Origin of the sequence: Algoriphagus aquatilis, from assembly GCF_042657405.1 — a bacterium.
Lineage (GTDB): Bacteria > Bacteroidota > Bacteroidia > Cytophagales > Cyclobacteriaceae > Algoriphagus > Algoriphagus aquatilis.
The window spans coordinates 130,969-151,497 of the sequence record NZ_JBHSKS010000005.1 but is presented as its reverse complement, the minus strand read 5'-3'; the positions used below and the strand labels follow the sequence as shown (position 1 = coordinate 151,497).

General features: G+C 41.1%; 19 protein-coding genes and 3 riboswitches. Of the genes, 6 read left to right on the top strand and 13 right to left on the bottom strand.

Annotated elements, in window-relative coordinates:
- Positions 1 to 151 precede the first annotated feature (151 nt).
- The 6 genes from ACFPIK_RS08885 to ACFPIK_RS08860 form a co-directional block, all read right to left on the bottom strand.
- Entirely contained in the window at positions 152 to 541 is a 390-nt protein-coding gene (locus ACFPIK_RS08885; protein WP_377914343.1) for a hypothetical protein, read from the bottom strand.
- A 9-nt stretch (positions 542 to 550) separates the two neighbouring features.
- Positions 551 to 1,033, bottom strand: a complete 483-nt coding sequence (locus ACFPIK_RS08880) for a hypothetical protein (RefSeq protein ID WP_377914341.1) — start codon at positions 1,031 to 1,033, stop codon at positions 551 to 553.
- A gap of 53 nt (positions 1,034 to 1,086) precedes the next feature.
- A riboswitch (SAM-I-IV-variant riboswitch) is annotated at positions 1,087 to 1,183 on the bottom strand.
- Between the two features lie 228 nt (positions 1,184 to 1,411).
- The gene (locus tag ACFPIK_RS08875; RefSeq protein ID WP_377914339.1) at positions 1,412 to 1,618 is read right to left on the bottom strand and encodes a hypothetical protein; all 207 of its coding nucleotides are present in this window, start codon (positions 1,616 to 1,618) and stop codon (positions 1,412 to 1,414) included.
- Between the two features lies 1 nt (position 1,619).
- The gene (locus tag ACFPIK_RS08870; RefSeq protein WP_377914337.1) at positions 1,620 to 1,997 is read right to left on the bottom strand and encodes a hypothetical protein; all 378 of its coding nucleotides are present in this window, start codon (positions 1,995 to 1,997) and stop codon (positions 1,620 to 1,622) included.
- A 40-nt stretch (positions 1,998 to 2,037) separates the two neighbouring features.
- On the bottom strand, positions 2,038 to 2,595 hold the full coding sequence (locus tag ACFPIK_RS08865; RefSeq protein WP_377914335.1) for a hypothetical protein: 558 nt from the start codon (positions 2,593 to 2,595) through the stop codon (positions 2,038 to 2,040).
- A 173-nt stretch (positions 2,596 to 2,768) separates the two neighbouring features.
- A riboswitch (SAM-I-IV-variant riboswitch) is annotated at positions 2,769 to 2,864 on the bottom strand.
- 32 nt (positions 2,865 to 2,896) lie between these two features.
- Complete coding sequence (locus ACFPIK_RS08860) at positions 2,897 to 3,553, bottom strand: hypothetical protein (protein WP_377914333.1); 657 nt, start codon at positions 3,551 to 3,553, stop codon at positions 2,897 to 2,899.
- A 53-nt stretch (positions 3,554 to 3,606) separates the two neighbouring features.
- Positions 3,607 to 3,703: riboswitch (SAM-I-IV-variant riboswitch) on the bottom strand.
- A 303-nt stretch (positions 3,704 to 4,006) separates the two neighbouring features.
- Between ACFPIK_RS08860 and ACFPIK_RS08855 the strand changes: the two genes are divergently transcribed.
- Positions 4,007 to 5,992, top strand: coding sequence for a tetratricopeptide repeat protein (locus ACFPIK_RS08855; protein ID WP_377914331.1), 1,986 nt, complete (start codon positions 4,007 to 4,009; stop codon positions 5,990 to 5,992).
- Between the two features lie 485 nt (positions 5,993 to 6,477).
- Here ACFPIK_RS08855 and ACFPIK_RS08850 read toward each other — a convergent pair whose 3' ends face one another.
- The 7 genes from ACFPIK_RS08850 to prmC form a co-directional block, all read right to left on the bottom strand.
- On the bottom strand, positions 6,478 to 7,347 hold the full coding sequence (locus ACFPIK_RS08850) for a BT4734/BF3469 family protein (RefSeq protein WP_377914329.1): 870 nt from the start codon (positions 7,345 to 7,347) through the stop codon (positions 6,478 to 6,480).
- Positions 7,348 to 7,428: 81 nt separating this feature from the next.
- Complete coding sequence (locus tag ACFPIK_RS08845) at positions 7,429 to 8,514, bottom strand: AAA family ATPase (RefSeq protein WP_377914327.1); 1,086 nt, start codon at positions 8,512 to 8,514, stop codon at positions 7,429 to 7,431.
- Positions 8,515 to 8,519: 5 nt separating this feature from the next.
- Positions 8,520 to 8,804: a helix-turn-helix domain-containing protein gene (locus ACFPIK_RS08840; protein WP_377914325.1), complete on the bottom strand. Its 285-nt coding sequence runs from the start codon at positions 8,802 to 8,804 to the stop codon at positions 8,520 to 8,522.
- A 59-nt stretch (positions 8,805 to 8,863) separates the two neighbouring features.
- Complete coding sequence (locus ACFPIK_RS08835; RefSeq protein WP_377914323.1) at positions 8,864 to 9,721, bottom strand: hypothetical protein; 858 nt, start codon at positions 9,719 to 9,721, stop codon at positions 8,864 to 8,866.
- Positions 9,722 to 9,724: 3 nt separating this feature from the next.
- Positions 9,725 to 11,026, bottom strand: a complete 1,302-nt coding sequence (locus ACFPIK_RS08830) for a site-specific integrase (RefSeq protein WP_377914321.1) — start codon at positions 11,024 to 11,026, stop codon at positions 9,725 to 9,727.
- Between the two features lie 697 nt (positions 11,027 to 11,723).
- Positions 11,724 to 12,125 (bottom strand): DoxX family protein, encoded by a 402-nt coding sequence (locus tag ACFPIK_RS08825; protein ID WP_377914319.1) that lies wholly within the window; start codon positions 12,123 to 12,125, stop codon positions 11,724 to 11,726.
- A gap of 25 nt (positions 12,126 to 12,150) precedes the next feature.
- Positions 12,151 to 12,987 carry a peptide chain release factor N(5)-glutamine methyltransferase gene (gene prmC, locus ACFPIK_RS08820; protein ID WP_377914317.1) on the bottom strand — a complete coding sequence of 279 codons (837 nt, stop codon included), beginning with the start codon at positions 12,985 to 12,987 and terminating at the stop codon, positions 12,151 to 12,153.
- A 54-nt stretch (positions 12,988 to 13,041) separates the two neighbouring features.
- Between prmC and ACFPIK_RS08815 the strand changes: the two genes are divergently transcribed.
- The 5 genes from ACFPIK_RS08815 to ACFPIK_RS08795 all read left to right on the top strand — a co-directional run bounded on the left by ACFPIK_RS08815 (position 13,042) and on the right by ACFPIK_RS08795 (position 20,525).
- Positions 13,042 to 13,860 carry a hypothetical protein gene (locus ACFPIK_RS08815; RefSeq protein ID WP_377914315.1) on the top strand — a complete coding sequence of 273 codons (819 nt, stop codon included), beginning with the start codon at positions 13,042 to 13,044 and terminating at the stop codon, positions 13,858 to 13,860.
- 33 nt (positions 13,861 to 13,893) lie between these two features.
- Positions 13,894 to 15,081, top strand: coding sequence for an RsmB/NOP family class I SAM-dependent RNA methyltransferase (locus tag ACFPIK_RS08810; RefSeq protein WP_377914313.1), 1,188 nt, complete (start codon positions 13,894 to 13,896; stop codon positions 15,079 to 15,081).
- Positions 15,082 to 15,312: 231 nt separating this feature from the next.
- On the top strand, positions 15,313 to 16,791 hold the full coding sequence (guaB, locus tag ACFPIK_RS08805) for an IMP dehydrogenase (RefSeq protein WP_377914312.1): 1,479 nt from the start codon (positions 15,313 to 15,315) through the stop codon (positions 16,789 to 16,791).
- A gap of 111 nt (positions 16,792 to 16,902) precedes the next feature.
- Complete coding sequence (locus ACFPIK_RS08800) at positions 16,903 to 17,943, top strand: quinone-dependent dihydroorotate dehydrogenase (RefSeq protein WP_377914310.1); 1,041 nt, start codon at positions 16,903 to 16,905, stop codon at positions 17,941 to 17,943.
- 53 nt (positions 17,944 to 17,996) lie between these two features.
- On the top strand, positions 17,997 to 20,525 hold the full coding sequence (locus tag ACFPIK_RS08795; protein WP_377914308.1) for an FtsK/SpoIIIE family DNA translocase: 2,529 nt from the start codon (positions 17,997 to 17,999) through the stop codon (positions 20,523 to 20,525).
- The last annotated feature ends 4 nt before the right edge of the window (positions 20,526 to 20,529 follow it).

Genomic DNA, 20,529 nt, shown 5'->3' with positions numbered 1-20,529 from the left:
AGAAATCCAATTTTTTACTTGAATGCTGGTTTCGGTAGTGAGGAGTTTGGTGCAATGAATTTTACGATCCTCTTGGTTTTTAAACCAAAGAACCACCTCTTGAGAAGCTAGTGATTTCGTCATTTTTATTTTTTGTTTATGGAAAGTCAAATTAATACCTGGACCAAGCCCAGTTTCCTGTTTCTAATATGATACTCTCGATCCAGTCAAGTCCTTCCAATTCAGGTATGTCCCGGTAGAGATATCCTGATTCAAATGGATTGGAATAACAGTTTCGCTCATAGGTTAGCACATAGTCCCATTTTTCGACTAATCCATTTTTTTGGAGTATATCAACTGCCACATGCTGGAGGTAATCCCAAGGAAATTCCATTTCTGCCATCACCCAGACTCTTCCATTCGTCACTCCGGGCAAATTGTACTTAGTGGAAAATTCAAAAATGGTTTGTTCGGTTTTTGGATAGATCGCTCCAACACGGATAACCAATGCGGAGTGGAGTATTCTAAGCCTCTCATCTTTAACTATTTCAACATTTATCATACTTCTAGGTTAGAGTGTCAAGTGGTAGATATCAGATTCATTTCTTTGGATATTTGAAGAGAAAAATCCTCCAGGTTCAGGAATGTCCTCATGCAAATCGAAGGAGGTACAGTCCTTGGGTAATCCTTCAAAGATTAAGGTGAACTCATGGGGCTTACGCGGTTTTAACCGAGTCCATTCAGGATAATAGCTGATGTTTAAAGCAGAAAGTAGCTTACATACTGTGGAAGATCCCTTGGGTTTGAGAAAGGTGCTTGGCCAGATCCGTATCCGCGGATCAAAATATGGAGAGGGATCGTTTATGCAGTGAATGATGGTTTGTCTTTCCACCAAAGTATATTCCTCTGCCTGCTGCCTTAACTCGATTTCAAACTCTATTTTAGGTTTAGGAAGTATGATTACTTCAGAATTTTCCCAAGTGGAAAATTGCGCCGGGAGTTGATTCGGATCAGTAAATCCAAAACAATGGTAATGTGATTTTTTTAAAGACATGATAACATAGTTTTTGGTTAGGACTAGTTACCATCAAGAAAATTGGGGGATTTGCAGGTTAACACTTTTGGTCTGCAGGGACCCTCATCATTTTACCACCGTGGCGTTTGACTCGGTTGGTACCAGGTTTCCTGGTTCTTGATGATTTTTCAATTTAATTCAAGCTATTTGAAATAGTTAAAGGAGATCATATTCTATTGGTAAAATAGGGCTACATAAACGCCTCCAATCCTTTTAGTCTCTCGTAAGTCTCTTTTATCGACTCCCCTCGTTCTGCGGCTTTCTCCAGAGTATTTCTCCAATGCACCGGATAGCTCATTATCTCTTTTGTCTGTTCTAGTGTCAGTTGTTTTTTGATGCTTGGGTCTTCTGATTGATTCATTTTTTTATAGAGTTAGGTTGAATGACTTTGATTTGGATGTTGGGTCGCCGGTGCTTGATATCTTCTTTGTCTGCCCAGGGTCTAGTATAGAAAATCTGCTCGGCACAGATACGCTGGATAATCCTTGAAGTGTAATGACTGAGAGGTACGGGCAGGTCTTCGAACGTCACTTCGAAGACCATTTTGCCCCGGATTAAGGCCATCTTATCCGTTGGTTTGGTGTAGCTGAAACTGAACGATATGTTCAATTGGAAACGCAGCGTTAAAGGGTAAAATCAAAATCTGCTTTGCCTGAGTGATGATACCGAAGGTGCCGGCTGATCTTCCCAAACTTAAACTGGCTCCTTGGTAAAGACCGTTTTCGTCAAACTGCAGCGCTACATAAGGTGAAGCTCCGGAAAGATCCAATTGGGTATTCAACAGGGAATGAGAAAAGGAAATCAAAAGCGCCTCACTGTCTGTAGGAAGAATTTCCACGATTCGTAAGCTGGCAGCATCGGTTACCAAATGGCTGCAAGAAAAGGAGAGCGTACTCTGATCTCTTAAAGTGAGGGTTAGTTCTTTTTTACTTGATGTAGACATAGTGGGATTGGTTTTAAATGAATTTTGATTCAATGTTAAGTTAGTTTGACAACTCAATTATTGCACTGACCAATTCGGAGATGATGTTCTTTTTGCTCACGCCATATCCAAATCCTGAGCTTCCTTGCCGCCGGAACTTCACGACAATGGCACCATCCCTCAGATCTATGATTTCACCTGAAAAATTCATCAGGCCACCGGTGGCGGGGTTATAAGAATATTCAAAAGTCAGCGCATATACCGTGGGCAAGGTGATACTTTCCTGGGTGTCCACGGTGACTTTTTGATCACTTTTCACCTCCAAATTCTGACCTGTGGAATTGATGCTGGCAGATGATTTACTCTCGGCTGAAATCGTTCTTTCCGCTGCTGTTGGAGAGATTACTTTTAGGTTTATTTCAGAAAACATCAGCTCGCTTTCAATTTCTGAGCGGATCATCAGCGGGTCATTATCTGCCAAGATGGTAATCGATGAGCTTGGTACAAATTCATCCAAAACGACTACATCGATTTTTCCGCTCTTTGATTTTTTCTGGGAGTAGACATTGGCTTGGAAAACCAAGGTAAAGAGGACGATTAAAGAGATTGCTTTTTTCATTTTTTTGAAGTTTTAATTGTGAGTAATTGGTTTTAAAGTATTGATAGAGAATAGTTTGAGATTTATTTCCACAAGGGATTTTAAACAGGGAAGCACTGGATTGAAGAGGATCAATTCAGAATTCCAGATTTTATCCGGTCTATCAAGAAAAAGTAAGAGGGTATGCAGGGGAGGTTTTTCAACTGTTTTGGCTTGCACTGCCCCCATCGTTTTACCACCGTGGCGTTTGACTCGGTTGGTACCAGGTGTCCTGGTTCTTGATGGATGTGATATTCTGGAAGTCTTTTACTCCCTAATTAATTTATTTTCTATGGATTGGGTCTTCATCCCATTCATGATGGGAATTGTCGAATGCTTTAATTCGGGCAAAAACCTTGGGAGAATTTGCTGATGGCCATTCTTGAAGTTTCCTTTTTAAATCATCCGATAGCTCAGATTCTAATGGCTTATAATTTTTGAGATATGGATAGTTAAATTTCCCAGGTAATTGGTTTTGAATCGTTTCCTGGCCCTTTGTTCGTGATTTCTCAATTTTCGTATTTGAGGGTTTTGAAACTTTGCTTGATTTTGAAAAGCCCTTTATTCGCTGAATGGGAATGCCAAGCGCCAAATCTATTTGAGTGGGTTTAATGGAAAGAATGCTTACCCTATGAAATAGACGGATTGCAATTCTGACTGATTCTTTATCCTTGCATCGCTTATAAAGCTCCAATCCAAGAAAGTCATAGTCTAGCCCAAAAGAATCTCCAGGACCGTTTTTTATTTGGTAGATGATAAAATTTAAGGTTTTTGCCAGCTTTACTTTATCAGGAACATTTCCTCTCGATTCAAAGTAAGCCAAGATTGTAAGCTCAACCTTTTTCGAACTAGTTGAGGATTTAGGCAGGATTTTGGGATTCATTCTCCCAAGAATCGAAGAGGATTTAACAAAATCCTGAATGAAATTGGTTGATTTCATGATAACATAGTTTTTGGTTAGGACTAGTTACCATCAAGATGTTGGGGGGATTTGCAGGTAAACATTTTTGGTCTGCAATGACCCTCATCGTTTTACCACCGTGGTGTTTGACTCGGTTGGTACCAGCTGTACTGGTTCTTGATGATGATGCAAACATGAATTTATGGCATGTTAAAGCAAACTGAAATGATGATGATTGACCAATAAAGAAGAAGGACGGTTAAAATTTGATTTAACTACTAAAGCAATGCATGAATTTAATCCGGATTTTATCTTGACTTCAGCTAATTAAGAGTATTAAAAAGCAGAATAATTCTCTTTCATAAATTTGAATCTTATTTTTCTCCCACTATCAAGTCTCAATGGGTCATGAAGAGAACTTCGATTTGCAAAGCATCAAATCGAGGGGGGCTCTAATTTTACGAAAACGGGATTAGTGTCTACCTTTACCCTATGAGAATCACTTACCCCAGAAATCAGTTTTTATCCCAACTTTTTCCCGCGATTGACATCACTAATGATGAACAGCTGATTCACGCATTCCGGAAGTACTTGACGTTGGGTGAATATTCACCAAAGGTAGAGCTGACCGATTCTGAAGTGGTTATTGAAGTCCCCTCTGATCTTTTGTTAGGTAACTCCAATAAGTACAATCGTGCTACTGATCTTTGCAATAAGGGGAAATTCGCCGAAGCCAAACCGATTTTGGTATCACTGATTGAGGAGTTTCCATTGATGAGTGAGTACCACCGAACCCTTGCACAAGTCTATGAAGAGGAAGGAGACCATGAACAAGCTATCGATATTCTGATCGAGGCTTTGAGATGCGACCCTAAAAATCATTGGGCATTGATCCTAATGGGCAACATCTATTCACGTTATAAAAACGATACGGACACTGCGATGACCTTCTTTGACCAGGTGATCCATGCAGATCCAACCAATTACATTGCATTAAATAATATCGGTGGAGCATTGCTTCAGACGGGGAAGATAGATTTGGGGGAGAAGTATTTATTGAAAGCATATCAAATCAAGCCCAACTATCCTAATATTACCTATGCGCTTGGAATCGTTGCTGAAATGAAAGGTGATAATCAAAAGGCATTTGACTATTCGTTTCAAACGCTCAAATGTTCGGAGTCGGGAAATAATCCGGTCTATCAAAACGCCTTAAGAACAGCCTTGGAAGCCGCTAAGAAAATCTCGGATTCGAATTCAGGTAAAGAAGAACTGATTGACTTTATTCAGGAATTGGAGGAGAAGACGGGAAAAGAAATCCGCATGGAAGAGGATGAGACCATTCCAACGGTTGCCAAAGTTGAAATTGCCGAAAACCACAAGCGGGATTACCACCTGATCAAGTACAAGAAGTCTTCAGCTGTAGACCATTTGATCCTTCATGAATTGATTCATATTCTATTTTATCACGAAGCCCGTCAAATCAATGAGAACAAGCTTTTTACCTCCAAAAATGGAAAGCTTGCGGAATTCAAGAAGGAATACACGAAGGAGATCAATGGTTTGATCAAGAAGGGATATTCTGGGGAAACTATCAGTAAGCTGTTTGAGCAGCTGTTTCATGGGATACTTCAGCAGGTATTCAATGCTCCGATAGATTTGTTTATCGAGGATCTCATTTTCCATAGATTCCCAACCTTACGGCCACAACAGTTCTTGTCTTTGTACAAAATGGGAATTGAAGCTTATGAAGCGGTTTCCAATCCTAAGGCAGTGGATCTTATTCCGAGTGAAATCGTTTCCCAATCGAAGGTTTACAATGTCCTTGGGGCTAAGCATACCGATGACCTAATGGGGACGAGGTTGGAGGAAAAGTATAAAGTTTCCTTCAAGGAAAAGGAGTTGGTCAATTCATTTTGGGAGGAGTTTTTGGAATACCGACAAGACAGGCAAGCAGGTGAAGAATATGAGTTAGTTCAACATTGGGGTGAAGACTTAGGCTTAGCATCCATGTTTGAATTGGTAGAAGAAACCGTAACACCTAAAAAATCCGCTGCATCCATAAATCCTGAAGACTTAATCTCTTCCATAGAAAATGATCCAGGCTCTCTAGCAGACTATTCTGCTCAAGAGGAAAAAGAAATGAATGCTTTTAAAGCAGCACATTCAAATAAGGATTTGAATTTGGCTGTGAGCTACCATATGCTGAATGCCTTGGAGTATTTCAATGATCTGAGTAAAGTCAAGGTAAAGGAAATTGCTTTTGAAATAGCACTTCTCGCCCAAACAGGAATAGATCCAAAAAAGCAGGGTTATCGCTTGAACAAAATACCCAACAAGAAATTCTCAGGTTATAATCTGCTTGCCTATTACTATGTGAGTTGGGCTATCGCTGTACCCGAGATGCTTTCCGAGCTGCAAATGCCATTCGAAAAGGAATACGAGTTGGCTAAATCTATTTTCAATTTGGGCAAATAGATTTTTTCAAATACCCGGATAGAAGAATCAGCCAAGAAAATCCATAGTAGTATTTTCTATCCAAAACAAGTGAAGCCAGAGGGAAGATCAATGTGGCGCTTTAATGATGTATCTAACCAAACTCGACTTCAAGGACAGTCCCTTCTCAGTAAAAGAAACAAAAGACTTTGAGTAGAACTGATTGGACCGGTTAGACTGAAGGTACCCTTTGTTCTCCAACGACTTTAAAAAGCCATAAGTAGTGGCTGGCTTTGCTTGATTGTTATTGCATACCTCTTGCTTTGATACCACTTGGTGTTGCTCCAGCAACCTTGAAGTAAGTATAAAAACGAATTTCTCTCCTGGTGTCAATTCTTCATTGCATTCGGTTAAGAAATATCGGATACCTGCTTCAATGTGCTGGAGATTTATTTTCATAATTGATATAATATAGATTTAGTGATTTGGTGGAGGGGTTAGGTCATAAATATATGCACTTCGATTTTTCAATTGTATATGGGTGATCTTGATCCATTTTCAAATCCATCTCTCAAAGCTTTGATTTCTTTCTTTTGAACACTCTCGTCATCTATGGTGCTGAAGTTGTTCAAGTAGTTTTCAATTAATTTGTCAAGAATTCTTGCGTCAAGCCTTCCTGCTGCAACAAGTCCTCCCGCTATTCTACCAACTTTTAGTCTTTGGGAGTGAAATTCTCCGGGTTGGGAGGATTCAAGTTTATTGATTACCCAATCCTCCAAACCTGATCCGTTATTTCTTTTTATTTTGAAGATTGGTGGAGGGATTTTTATACGAGGTTTCTTCTTTAGAAAGGTTTTAGCCTGATGGTTAAAATGGGCTTCATTGTCATAAGAATACCCCCTGAGTGATGCAATATTTTTGGGTTTCTTATCCAGTTTTATCCCCCAATTTCTAAAGAAGATTTCTTCTAGTGCGTCAAAATAGAATTTGTGCCCTTCAGGGTCAGCTGGAATTGGAATCAGTCCCCAATACCCGGTACCTGAAACTGATTTTCCTAGATAGGCTATTTCGGGCAGTTTCATCAATTCTATTTTCAAATCATACCAATTAATAATGTGGAGGTTATCCTGTCTATCCAAATCGATCTGAATAAAACCAGAGTGTTTGATTAAACCAGATTCGCAGCGTTTTGAAAATTTTCCGCTTGGAGTAATTGCGGGAAGAGTTCCTTTTAACTCATCCCGCTTTGATTTGCATTCTGTGTTGCGGATTTCTTCAACTTTTGCTCTGAATTTTTCAGAGGTTAACCAGGTAATCAAATTCACAGGTCGTGCATTTTTTGTTTCCCAATAGTTGGCAAAGCAACTCACCTCAACGTCTAAAACAGATTTATTCATGGTTTCCAGTTTCTTTATCCTAAGGCAGGGAAACTTGGAAACCTAGGTTTCAATCAAGTTTCCTGGGTTTCCAATGGAAACCTACCAGCCACTTTCTCTTCCTTTCTTTAATAACTTTGATACGGACCCTTTCCCTAAATATCCGATTATGGGGGCTATTTCTTCTTGAGATTTTCCTTCGACCCTTAGTTTTTTTGCTATAAGGAATTTTGCTTTTAAATCCTCTTCATTGCCTTTTTTCACTAAATCCGAAAATGGGATTCTTGTACCAGTGGGTTTGAACCGAAATGAAGATTGATCAAATTCAAGCTCTATGCTTTCAGACTTTAAATGATTAGGCAGATAATTTCCTTTGACTATGCAGAAATGTCTTAGATTTGGATTTGCCCGATCTTTTCTCAATTCTATGACAAGTCGCATTTTTGCTTCAAAACCTTGTCCACTTAGAAGGTTGTTTTTACTTGGTTCCAGATCTTCTGTCCGCTTTCCTGTATGATGTAGGTAGACAAATAGGCATTGATGTTTATTGGCTAGTCTTTGAAAATCATTCAAGTAGTTTCGAATTCTATGAGTGTCCTTCAGTTCTTGACCAAATGCATCGGAAAAGCAGTCTATGATGACCATATCAACGGGGTATGTAGAGATTTCCTTTTTCAAATTTTCAAGTAGGTTTTCATCATCAAAGAGAAAAACTAGATTCTCCATTTTTTCTGGAGGAATCCCAACCGCTTGTTTTTTGATCAAGGATGATATACTAAGCTCATCGTCTTCAGTAGATACTATAATCACTCTATGGTGAATTGCCGAGATGTCAAAACCTATAAATTGCCTATTTCCGGAAATTACATCCAGAGCAAGTTGTCTGAGCAAAGTACTTTTTCCAGTATCAGAAGATCCTGCCAGAGCAATTAGTCCTATTTTTTGGATAATTGGATGAATCAAGCATGGGAGTTCTATTATGTCATTTTCAAACAATTCCCGAGCGGTTTTAAACCTTGAAATCGAAGAATTATTTGTTGATATAGTTTGATTGTTAAGGCTTGAGTTTTCTGGGATTTTAACCTGAATTTGTGTACTTTCAGGATCTGTTATTGATTGGATACCTTTAGCGGCTGGGGAGTTAGTTGGACATGAACCGACTGAATCCCAATGTTTTTCTGGGGTCATCGTGATCAATATTTAACGGTTCTGACTTGGTGTAATGATTTTTCGATTTCGCTCTCTTTATAGAGGACACGACCACCTATGATGTAGGATTGGATCATTCCCCGCTTTGTCCAATCATTTAATGTGACTAGAGAAATTTTCAGTTTGTCGGCAGTTTCTTTTCTGGAAAGAAGAGTTTCGCCTTGGCCAGATTTTAAAACAACTGGAGAGCTATTCTTTACAGCCTCTTCAACTGTTTTCTGGATAATCTCAATTAGTTCTTCTTGACTAGTTAAAATTAATTTGTTCATTTCTTTTGAATTTGATACGATTCAAAAGTATAAAGCCAAAAAGTTACTGATCGCTGATATTAGACTTTGGTATAAAGTGTATAATCTTTGAAAGTAATTTCTCCGAATTCTGATTTCGCCTTCTTAACTGCACCCGTAGAAATTTTCAAGTTAAAATCGTCTTGAGCGATTTTTTCGATCTGTTTTTCAGAGAACTTCATTTTAAAAAAATAAATCCCAATAAACTTGATGGTATTCGCAAGGTGAATTTTCCCCATATCTCCCTTACCAATCCAGCATTTCAAGTCTTCTGTTAGTAGACTTTGCTTGTATAGGAATTTTTTCATTTTAACATATTCCGTTAATCCTCCAAAGTCTTTTTGGAAAAGCTCCTTAAGGGAAAGAATTTTCACTGAGCTATATGTTGATTTTTCTTTGGGGATTTTCAGTTTAGGGACTTTATTGGATGTTAAAGCATTTTTAGGGGTTTTATCTAAAGAAATTTCACTTGATGTTTGAGGGCCAATTATTCCAAGTTTGGAATTTTGCTTTGAAATATATTCTATTAAAAAATCTTCTGGGATTTCCGGCCGTGGTAATATCAAATATGTCTCTACCTCTTTGCCTAAAAAAATTAGAGGTTTAAGCTCCTCGCGAAGTTTTTTATTGCTCAGGCACCACTCATAAAAGTTAGAACCTGACAAGTCGCTTTTAATTTTAAACTTTTCTACAAGTTTCTCTTTAAGGAAGTTCATATACTCCTCTAGGATAACCTGAGGATTTTCATTGATGTAAAACCCATGTGATTCGTATGGTCCTTTTTTCAGTCCATTCAACTGGAAATCAAGATTTTGTTTAAACTTTCTTTGCCACTTGTCAAATATCTCCTTTGGATTATCCTCAGTGTAGAGAACTTCTTCCCCATCAAATTTTTTCATTACTTAATCTAGCTGTAGATTTATTTTATTCCAATGCTCAAGTAATTGTATTGCGTTTTCCTCCGGTGTTACTTTGATGTAGAGAAGGAAAGCTTTTTCGGTGCGGTGTCCGGTGATTTTCATCAAACTGACAGCCGGGAATCCACTTTTATAGACGTTTGTCGCAAAGGATCTCCGGGCGGTGTGGGTGGTGACAAGTTCCCATTTCTCTTTTTCTGTGAGCGTCTCCAATCCTCCTTTGATTAAATCCACTTCCACGGGGACTTTAAGGCAGTCCACTGCTCCCGCGATGTCTTTTAAATAGTCATTCATTTTTTGATTACTGATGGCAGGGGGAAGGCTGTTTGGATATTTACCACTGTATTTGGCCATGATTTCTTTGACCATCCAGTGAAGGGGGATCATCACTTTTTTCTTGCCTTTAAACATTTTGATTTCCAAAAGTTCGCCCTTGATATTCTCAGGCTTGATTGCTGTGAAGTCGGAAAATCTCAGTCCTGTCCAGCATCCCACTACGAATAAATCCCGGACGCGCTCAAGGTGTGATGACTGTGAAAAATCTTTTTTATAGATAGCTGTTATTTCTTCCTTAGTCAGATAAATAGAGAATCCCGGTACTTTGTGAGCTTTGAACTGTTTTGACTGAAAAAATAGATTAGTATTATATCCGTTTTCAGTGGCATAAGTCAGGAAGGTCTTAATCACTTGAATGTATTTTCCTACATTGTTGAGGGTGAAGTTTTTCTTATTCAATGATGCAACGTACTTGGAATAAAAATTCTTATCAATTGATTCAAAAGTTAGGTGATACTTCTTTCCAAAGTCTTTCAGATTCTCATAAACGGTGTTATACTTTTGAATTGATCTTTTATCAAACTTCTTCCCGCTTGCGGTCAGTCTTAATCCCGATTCTGAATCATGGATAAAAGCCTTGAACAACTCAATAAATGAGGGTGGTCGTTTTTCTTCCTCAGGAGTTATTGATGGATTTAAATCTCTTTTTAGTTCAGTATTTATTCGTGTGGTTAATTCTTTAGAGAATGGAGCCCTTCCTAATTCCACTTCCAGTTGAAGAAATGCCTTTTCTGCAGAGGCTTTAATGTATTTTAGGTTTTCATTAAAAACCTTTGCTTCAGGAAAATCTTTGACCAGTCGGGCTAATTGTTCTGAGCTATTCCAAAATTTAGGTTGTATTGCTTTGCCAGTAGGGTATTTTATTACATCTCCATTATATCGGATGATTAAAACAATAGGGGTTTCTTTAGCTGTATTCTTTTGCCTTAAGTTGAAATTAAACTTTGCCATCCTTTCTATCATTTGATTGGTTAGCTAAATATAGGAAGAAAATGGTCGGGGGTCGGTTCGGGGGTCGGTTTTCTTTAACTTGATTTACTTTATCTATATTTGATTTAACTTAAAATCGACTCAAATTTGATTTTAAGCCATTTTTTTGACATATATGGTAAGAGTAGATTAAGAGGTATTTAGCCCTGTTCCCGCTACAAAAAAGGCCTTATACGAACAGTATAGGGCTTTTTTGTTTTTCGGGGGATTTCTTCAGGGCAATTATGGATGTTTATGGCAAACACTGTTTTACATCAAAAAAAAAGAGGAGTTGTGCTCCTCTCTAGTCGTTTCCTTCTCCTTCTGCAAAGTATTTTGCATACCGCTCCAAATCCTCGTCAAGACAAAGTGGAAGATAATTTAAACGGAACCGCTTAAGCTTTTCTTCTCTTTTTTGCCTGATATCATTTAGTTTGAGGTCAATTTTGTCTTGATGAGACTTCCTCAAAAAGTCAATTTTTTGCCTCAGTTTACGTATTTCTCTCCTTTTCAAATTTTGGTCGAATTTCTTTTGTCAGATACTGGGAATATTGAATCCATTCCCAAACGGAGCAAATAGTTTGCTAGCTTCTTTATCTCTTGCAAATTAGGACGACAAAGGATAAAAAAAATACCCACAATTGGGTATTTATGCTTTTTATTATCTGTTTTATGAATTTTATTGCTTTTTCAGAGTTTCCAGGTACCAATCAAAAGAATATTTCCCTCCACCCAAAATTAAAATCCCAAGATAAGCGGTGAAGTAAACTAAGGATAATTCTTTTTCCCCAAAAGGATCATCACCATGGGCATAAAAGGCAGCCACTAGCATGGTGATCATCAAGGGAATTGTAGCCAGTCTAGTTTTAAAACCAATCATAATGAGGATTGCACACAAGAACTCGGAGAAAATAGCCAAGATTAAGCTGATCTCAGGCCCTAGTCCAAATGGATCGGCAAACTCTACTGGGCCTTCGCCCAAAAGCCTTCCAATCTTCGAAATGCCATGTGTCAACATCATTCCGCCAGCTAACAGCCTGACTCCTAATATGCCCAGTTCTCTAAGCTTGTTGTTTTTCATGAATAGGTAGGTTTGATAGGTAAAATTAATTCCAATTTGCAGTAATCATTCGTTCTTTTCCATTAAGGTCAGAATGGATAGTTACTCGGTCATAACCTTCTTTTTCCAATAAAGCCTTAATTTCGATTGCTGCTTTTTCATAAATCTCAAAATAAAGACGTCCACCTTTTTTCAATAATCTTTTTCCCTTTTCCCCGATCACGCGATAGAACACCAAGGGATCCTCATCAGGCACAAAAAGGGCTAAATGCGGTTCAAAATCAACCACATTCCGGTGCATTTCAGATTGATCTTTTTTGGGGACGTAAGGCGGGTTGGAAACTAAAATATCCAAGTCAATGAGGGGAGGAAGGTCATTGAGGATGTTGCATTTCAAGAAATTCACCTCTGCATGCAGCTTTTTTGCATTTCGTCTTGCCACTTCCAGCGCCCCTTCTGAAACATCCAATCCGTACACCTCTGAGTCCTTCATTTCCAAATTTAACGTGATGGGAATGCAACCTGTGCCTGTACCTATATCCAAAATCTTTTTTCCTCTTCCCGGATTCTCCTTGATAATAAGGTGTACCAATTCCTCGGTTTCGTTTCTTGGGATCAGGGTATCGTGGGTAACTTCAAATTCCCGTCCGTAAAAAGGACCGTATCCAAGGATATATTGGATGGGTTCGCCTGTTTTCAAACGCTCTAGATCGGTATGTAAGGCTTTAGGAAGATCTTTTTCCTCCAAAAAATGCATCATGTCCACTCGCCGCATTCCAAGATGATGTTCCAAAAGCCAATTTACAAGGCTTTCTGCTTCAGTTTTGGAATAGAGGCTAAGTTGCGAACTCCAAGATTTAACCAAATCGGAAAATGTTCCCATAATGTAGCAGATGATGAATAGAAAACGTAAAGTTAAAAACTAACCTAAGATCCCATGAGAAAAGTACTCCTTGCCATATGCCTGTTTTTTGTCAATCTTTCGTTAGGTCTTTCTCAGACAGCAGTTTGGACAGAGTTTGACGGCGCGTATTGGCAAAAGTTTGATGGTTTATCGGTGAATGGTGAGAATTATCTCATTCGATCCGGAAGTTTCCGACCTTTCTTGGGAATGGGCTTGGGAAAATCCTGGTCTCTTGGCTTGATGGGCGATTTTTTGGCTTACCGGGACAGAGAAGCAGATGTCTCAAGTTACTTGCCTGTATATAATCCAAATTCTCCTCAACCAGAAAACCCTGAAATAATTGGTTATCAACAGATCAACAATTTTACAGCGAAATCCAATGCATATTTTTCATTTGGGATGTTTCTGCGAAAAAGCGTCCAACTCGGAAAAAGAACCTCGTTGAACCTTTCGCTTTATGGATTAAAGGGAACCGGAGCCGAAGGCAATTATGAAATTTTTCCTGAGTTTTATCCAGGCTGGAATTGTCCCATGTGCTTGTCCTTTGTTCCAGGGCCATTGGAATTTCGATTCAAGGAAGAAAGCTGGCGGTTTGGACTTGATTTTGGATTCAACTGGGTCTTGAGTTCTTGGATGGCCTTTGGTCTAAAGGCAAACTTTTTTGAATTCAGGAAGCAGATTTTAAGCAGTTACCCACAGATTAGCAACGGTTTTGAGCTTCCTCAATGGCCCAGTGGCAATTCGATGAATTATGGATCCCGAATTGGTTTCGGATCGGCTGTAGTTAGAGAGGGAATTCGGGTATCGATCAATTTTACCCCCTTTTCTTCAGGGAAAAGCGAAGCTCAGTAATTACCCTTACCTTTGCAGCAGAATCTTCCCCAAATGAAATTACACAATAATACCATCCGAGGCGTACATACAGCCCTGCAAGCCATTTTTGAAGAAGGTCAATACGCTGATAAAGTCATCGAGCGGACACTGAAGTCCAACCCAAAGTGGGGGGCTAAAGACCGATCCTTCATCGCGGAGACTACCTACGAAATGGTGAGATGGTGGAGACTGATCAAGCATCTCAGTCCTTCTTCCAACTACTGGGATTTGTTTGGGACGTATTGGATCATGCAGGGCAATGCCTTACCGGATTGGGAGGAGTTTGAGCGACTTCACCCGGAGAAGATCAAAGGAAAATACGAAGCCATAACCGATCCTGGACTGCTGGAATCCATCCCTGAATGGCTTCAAAAGTTGGGCTCCAAGGAATTAGGAGAAAAATGGGAGCCTGAAATTCACGCCCTAAACGAGGAAGCAGAAGTAGTGCTTCGCGTCAATACCCTAAAAACTACTAGGGAAAGGCTGAAAAATCGACTGGCTGAAGATGGAATCAATACTTACATCGTCAAAGGTTATCCGGATGCATTGATTTTGGAAGAGCGGCAGAATGTGTTTCGCCATCCCGCTTTCAAAGAAGGACTTTTTGAAGTTCAGGATGCAAGCTCACAATTGGTGGCAGCAGCCTTGGCTGTGGAGCCTGGGATGAGAGTCATCGATGCCTGTGCAGGTGCAGGAGGTAAATCGCTACACCTAGCCGCTTTGATGGAAAACAAAGGAAAAGTGATTTCCATGGACGTGGAAGAGTGGAAGCTGCAGCAAGCCAAACTCCGTGCAAGAAGAAATGGCGTGTCGATCTTTGAACCCAAAGTGATTGAAGGCACCAAAACCATTAAGCGTCTGAAGGAATCTGCAGATCGATTGCTGTTGGATGTGCCTTGTTCTGGTCTAGGAGTACTTCGCCGTAATCCGGACACCAAATGGAAACTTTCACTAGAATCCATTGAAAAAGTGCAGCAAACCCAGCAGGAGATTCTCCAAACCTATCCTTCCATGCTGAAAAAAGGTGGACAATTGGTCTATGCGACCTGTAGCATTTTGCCTTCCGAAAATGAGCTTCAAGTCAAAAAATTCCTAGAAAGTGAAGCAGGGAAGGAATTTGAACTGATTGAAGACAAAAAAGTATTGGCTCAGGAAAGTGGCTTTGACGGGTTTTATATTGCGGTACTTCGAAAAAAATAGAAAATACTCTAAGAACTTACCTAGTGGGCAAAAGCCCATTTTCGAATTCCATCCTTCCGAACAGAGAGATGGAATTTTTTTATGGAATCCATTTGGTTTCCAAACCTTATTTTAAAACAGACAGGATTTATTCCCTGTAAAATTCATTTATTTTGTTTTTTTCTGGTACGACAAAAGTTTTTGTGTGTAACTTTGACGGGCAAATAGGGTTACCTACAACCAATATTTGCCATGAATCCAAACTCCTCGAAGTTTCTTTACGAAGCACTCACCTACGACGACGTGCTTCTTGTTCCAGGTTATTCTGAAGTTCTCCCCCGAGAAACCAACACTTCCACCTGGCTTACCAAAAAAATAAGACTTAACATACCTCTAGTATCCGCTGCGATGGATACGGTGACTGAGGCTGAATTGGCTATCGCCATTGCACTTGAAGGTGGATTGGGCTTTATTCATAAAAACATGTCCATCGAAAAGCAGGCTGCCCAAGTGCGCAAAGTAAAGCGTTCTCAGGCAGGGATGATTCTCGATCCGATCACTTTGGACATTAATTCCAAAGTAAGGGATGCAGAAGCTATCATGCGCGAATTCCACATTGGAGGCATTCCTGTCGTGGACGAGCACAAAATCCTCAAAGGCATCATCACCAACCGTGACCTCCGATTTATCAAAGATCCCAACAGATTGATTCGTGAGATCATGACGAGCGAAAATCTGATTACTGCCAAATCCGGTGTTTCACTGGAGCAAGCAGAGGAAATTCTTCAGGAATACAAAATCGAAAAATTACCCATCGTCGACGATGAGTACAGACTAACAGGATTGATCACTTACAAAGACATCCTAAAAAGAAAAGATAAGCCCAACGCCTGTAAGGATGAGTTTGGCCGATTGAGAGTGGGCGCGGCTGTGGGTGTGACGGCAGATATTGTGGAGCGAGTAGAAGCACTTAAAAATGCCGGAGTGGATGTCGTTTCCATCGACACCGCGCATGGCCATTCCAAAGGGGTAATCGATACTTGTAGAAAAATCAAAACAGCATTTCCTGATTTGGAAGTGATTGTAGGAAATATAGCAACTCCTGAAGCAGCGATCGCCTTGGCGGATGCAGGCGCTGATGCGGTAAAAGTAGGTGTAGGTCCAGGTTCGATCTGTACTACCCGAGTGATTGCCGGTGTGGGAGTGCCTCAGCTTTCTGCAGTCTTCGAATGTGCGGAAGCCCTCAAAGATCGTGGTGTTCCCGTCATTGCAGACGGTGGTATCCGATATTCTGGAGATTTAGTTAAAGCAGTGGCAGCAGGAGGAAGTTCGATCATGATCGGTTCACTTTTGGCAGGCACAGAAGAGGCACCGGGTGAAATGATCATTTTCGAAGGAAGAAAATTCAAGTCCTATCGTGGTATGGGCTCCTTGGAGGCAATGGAATCTGGTTCGAAGGACCGATACTTCCAGGATGCCGAGGACAATATCAAGAAATTAGTGCCGGAAGGTATTGTGGGCCGTGTTCCCTACAAAGGACTGGTCGCGGAGGTCTTGTACCAGTTGGTAGGCGGTCTTCAAGCAGGAATGGGATATTGTGGCACCAAGACCATCGAGGACTTACAGAAAAATGGCAAGTTTGTCAAAATCACCACTGCAGGAGTGAAGGAATCGCACCCGCACGACGTGAGTGTGACCAGAGAAGCGCCTAACTATAGTATCAAATCTTAATCTTCAGAAACCGGTTCTCAAAGGGCCGGTTTCGTTTTTTGTTCTCCTCCCAATGCCTATTTTCGGGACGGAATTCCTGATCTAACCAACCCACCAAAAACCCTCGATTCTGTGTACAAGTCGCTGCTCAAACCACTTCTTTTTCTCAAAAAACCGGAGGATGCCCATCACCTTACCTTTGATCTGACCAAACTCACTTTCAATCTTCCGGTCATTAATTCGTTAGTCTCATCGAATTTTAAATTGGAAGATCCACGGCTTGAGCGGGAGGTTTTTGGGCTGAAGTTCAAAAATCCGGTGGGATTAGCAGCAGGATTTGACAAAGATGCCAAGCTGATCGATGAGATGGCCATGTTGGGTTTTGGATTTATAGAGATCGGCACCCTGACTCCCAAGCCTCAAGAAGGAAATCCCCAACCTAGACTATTCAGACTTCCCCAGGATGAAGCTCTGATCAATCGGATGGGATTCAATAATGGGGGAGTGGCTGAGGCGGTGGAGCGATTGAAAAAGCGAAAGTCAGATGTGATTGTGGGAGGAAATATTGGAAAAAACAAAGTGACTCCCAATGAAAATGCAGTGGATGATTACCTATATTGCCTAGAAGCACTTCATCCTTATGTAGACTATTTTGTGGTCAATGTCAGTTCACCAAACACGCCTAATCTTCGGGATTTGCAGGAAAAAGAACCTTTAAAGCAACTGCTCTCTGCTGTAAAATCGGCAAACGACCAAAAAGTCAAGCCAAAACCAATACTTCTGAAAATCGCTCCTGACCTCACCGATGGACAACTAGACGATATCATCGAAATCGTACAAGAGACCCAAATCCATGGGGTCATCGCGACCAATACGACCATCGACCGTTCGAAACTGAGCACATCCAAGTCTGAAGTAGAGGCAATAGGAGCAGGAGGAGTGAGTGGGAAAGTGTTGGGAAAAAGAAGTACGGAGGTCATCCGATACCTGCATCAAAAGTCAAATGGAGCTTTTCCAATCGTGGGAGTGGGGGGAATTTTCTCCGCAGAGGATGCCATCGAAAAGCTGGAAGCCGGTGCAAGCTTGGTTCAGGTTTACTCGGGCATGATTTATGAGGGTCCAAGCTTGATCAAAAAGATCAAGAAGGGACTTCTGGCATATTTTTCCCGGTAAGTTGGCTTTCTTCTGCCTTTTGGCTAAACTTAATCTCGTACTTTCATCCTTAGATGGCATCCGAATCACCCAAAACCAATACGTTTCGTAAAAAAACCGAAAATGGAAAGAAGGCTCCTTCTGAACCGAGGAAGCCTTTATTTACTTTTGGGAAAATTGATACGAGGCAGCTAAGTCTGACCTTTGGGATCATCTTGATTTCGATCAGTATTTTTTTGTTTATCGCTTTTGTTTCGTACCTGCTCAATGGTCCTCAAGACCAAAGTTTGGTCATGAATAATCCGGATCAGGAAATCCGCGAATCTGCTAGAGAATCCAAAAACTGGGTGGGATACCTTGGTGCTCAAGCTGCCAATTGGATGATTTATCGCTGGTTTGGAGTGGCTGCTTTTCTTTTCCCGCCTTTTCTGTTTCTACTGGGATTTAAGTGGACATTTAAGTTTTCGTTGATTTCGCTAACCCGATATTCGGTTTTTGCTTTGTTCTTTACCGCTTGGTTGGGATTGCTGACTGGCTATGCGGTCATTTTGGTGGAGGGATATTCCTATTGGAGTTTCCTTTCCGGGGGATTGGGCTATGAACTGGCCAAGCTTTCGCATGACTTTTTGGGAATGGGCACCTTCATCCTTATAGCTGGAGCTTTCTTGATTTTCGTGGTTCTATTCTTTGGCATACAGCAGTTAAACTGGTTTTCTCCGAAAGAAAAAAGTGAAGATGACTTGTCATTGGAATCCAAAGAAAAAGGCATTTCTCCCAATCCTTTTGCAAGCCCAGACCTTGAAGAGGAAATGGAGCCAGAGGAGGAGGATATTCTGGATGATGGTAGTGAATGGGAGGTGAAAACAGGCCCCATCGACCTTTCTGAAGATGAAAACATCAAGCCTACTTTGGCTACTAACTCGCCCGAGCTTTCATTTTCATTCCCAGAGGATGAATTAGAGGAAGAAGATATTTTCGATGTTCCCCAAGTCAACCTGTTGGAAGAAGAGAATACCTCTCGATCGGTAAAGGAGGGTAATTTTACTGTTCAAAAGGCTCCGGAACTCGAGAAAACTGCGGAGGAAGTGGAAAACTTGGATCCGTATGATCCGACCTTGGATTTGCCGAGATACAAGTATCCGACCTTGGATTTGCTCAATGACTACGATGTGAAAAAAGTGACGGTCACCCGTCAGGAGTTGGAGGAAAACAAGGATAAAATCGTTACCACCCTCAAAAACTTCCAAATTGGAATTCAGGGAATTCAAGCTACCATTGGGCCCACTGTGACCCTGTATGAAATAGTCCCTGACCCGGGAGTGAAAATCTCCAAAATCAAAAATCTCGAAGATGATATTGCCTTGAGCTTAGCAGCATTGGGGATTCGTATCATCGCACCGATTCCGGGCAAAGGTACCATCGGTATCGAGGTGCCTAACAAAAACAGGGAGCTGGTGCCTGCAAGGGCGGTTTTGGGAACTGAAAAGTTCATGAAGTCTGACAAGGACCTGCCCATTGCTTTGGGAAAGACCATTTCGAATGAAGTATTTGTGGCCGACTTGGCTAAAATGCCTCACCTGCTCATGGCAGGTGCCACAGGGCAAGGAAAGTCCGTGGGCTTGAATATGATCTTGGCTTCGCTGATTTACAAGAAGCATCCATCCCAACTCAAATTTGTCCTAGTCGATCCAAAAAAGGTGGAATTGACGCTGTTTAATAAAATCGAACGACACTTCCTTGCCAAGCTTCCTGGATCAGAAGAGGCCATCATCACTGATACCAAAAAGGTCATTTACACGCTAAATTCCCTGTGTATCGAGATGGACAACCGCTACAATCTCCTCAAAGATGCCGGTTGCCGAAACCTCAAAGAATACAACGCCAAGTTCATCGCTCGCAAGCTCAATCCTCAAAAAGGGCATTACTTCATGCCATATATTGTCTTGGTGATTGACGAGTTGGCTGACTTGATGATGACGGCAGGAAAAGAAATCGAAGCACCGATTGCACGATTGGCGCAATTGGCACGGGCGATCGGGATTCACCTAGTAGTGGCAACCCAGCGTCCTTCGGTCAATGTGATCACAGGGATCATCAAGGCCAACTTCCCCGCGCGACTTTCATTTAGAGTGACTTCCAAGATCGACTCCCGAACCATCCTCGATGCAGGTGGCGCAGACCAGCTGATCGGTCAGGGGGACATGCTCCTTTCTCATGGATCTGAAATGACACGTATCCAGTGCGCCTTCCTCGACACACCTGAAGTAGATCATATTTGCGACTGGATTGGAGAGCAAAAGGGCTATTCTTCTGCGTATTTGTTGCCTGAGTTTGAAGGGGAAGATGGGGATGGATCGGCAAAAGACATCGACTTGTCGGATAGGGATCCGCTTTTTGATGAGGCAGCGAGATTGATTGTGCTCCATCAGCAAGGCAGCACTTCCCTGATCCAGCGAAAACTCAAGCTTGGCTACAACCGTGCAGGTCGAATAGTAGACCAATTGGAGGCGGCAGGAGTGGTTGGACCGTTTGAGGGCTCCAAGGCAAGGGAAGTACTTATTCAGGATGAGGCCAGTTTGGAACGGTTATTGAATAACCTATAAACGC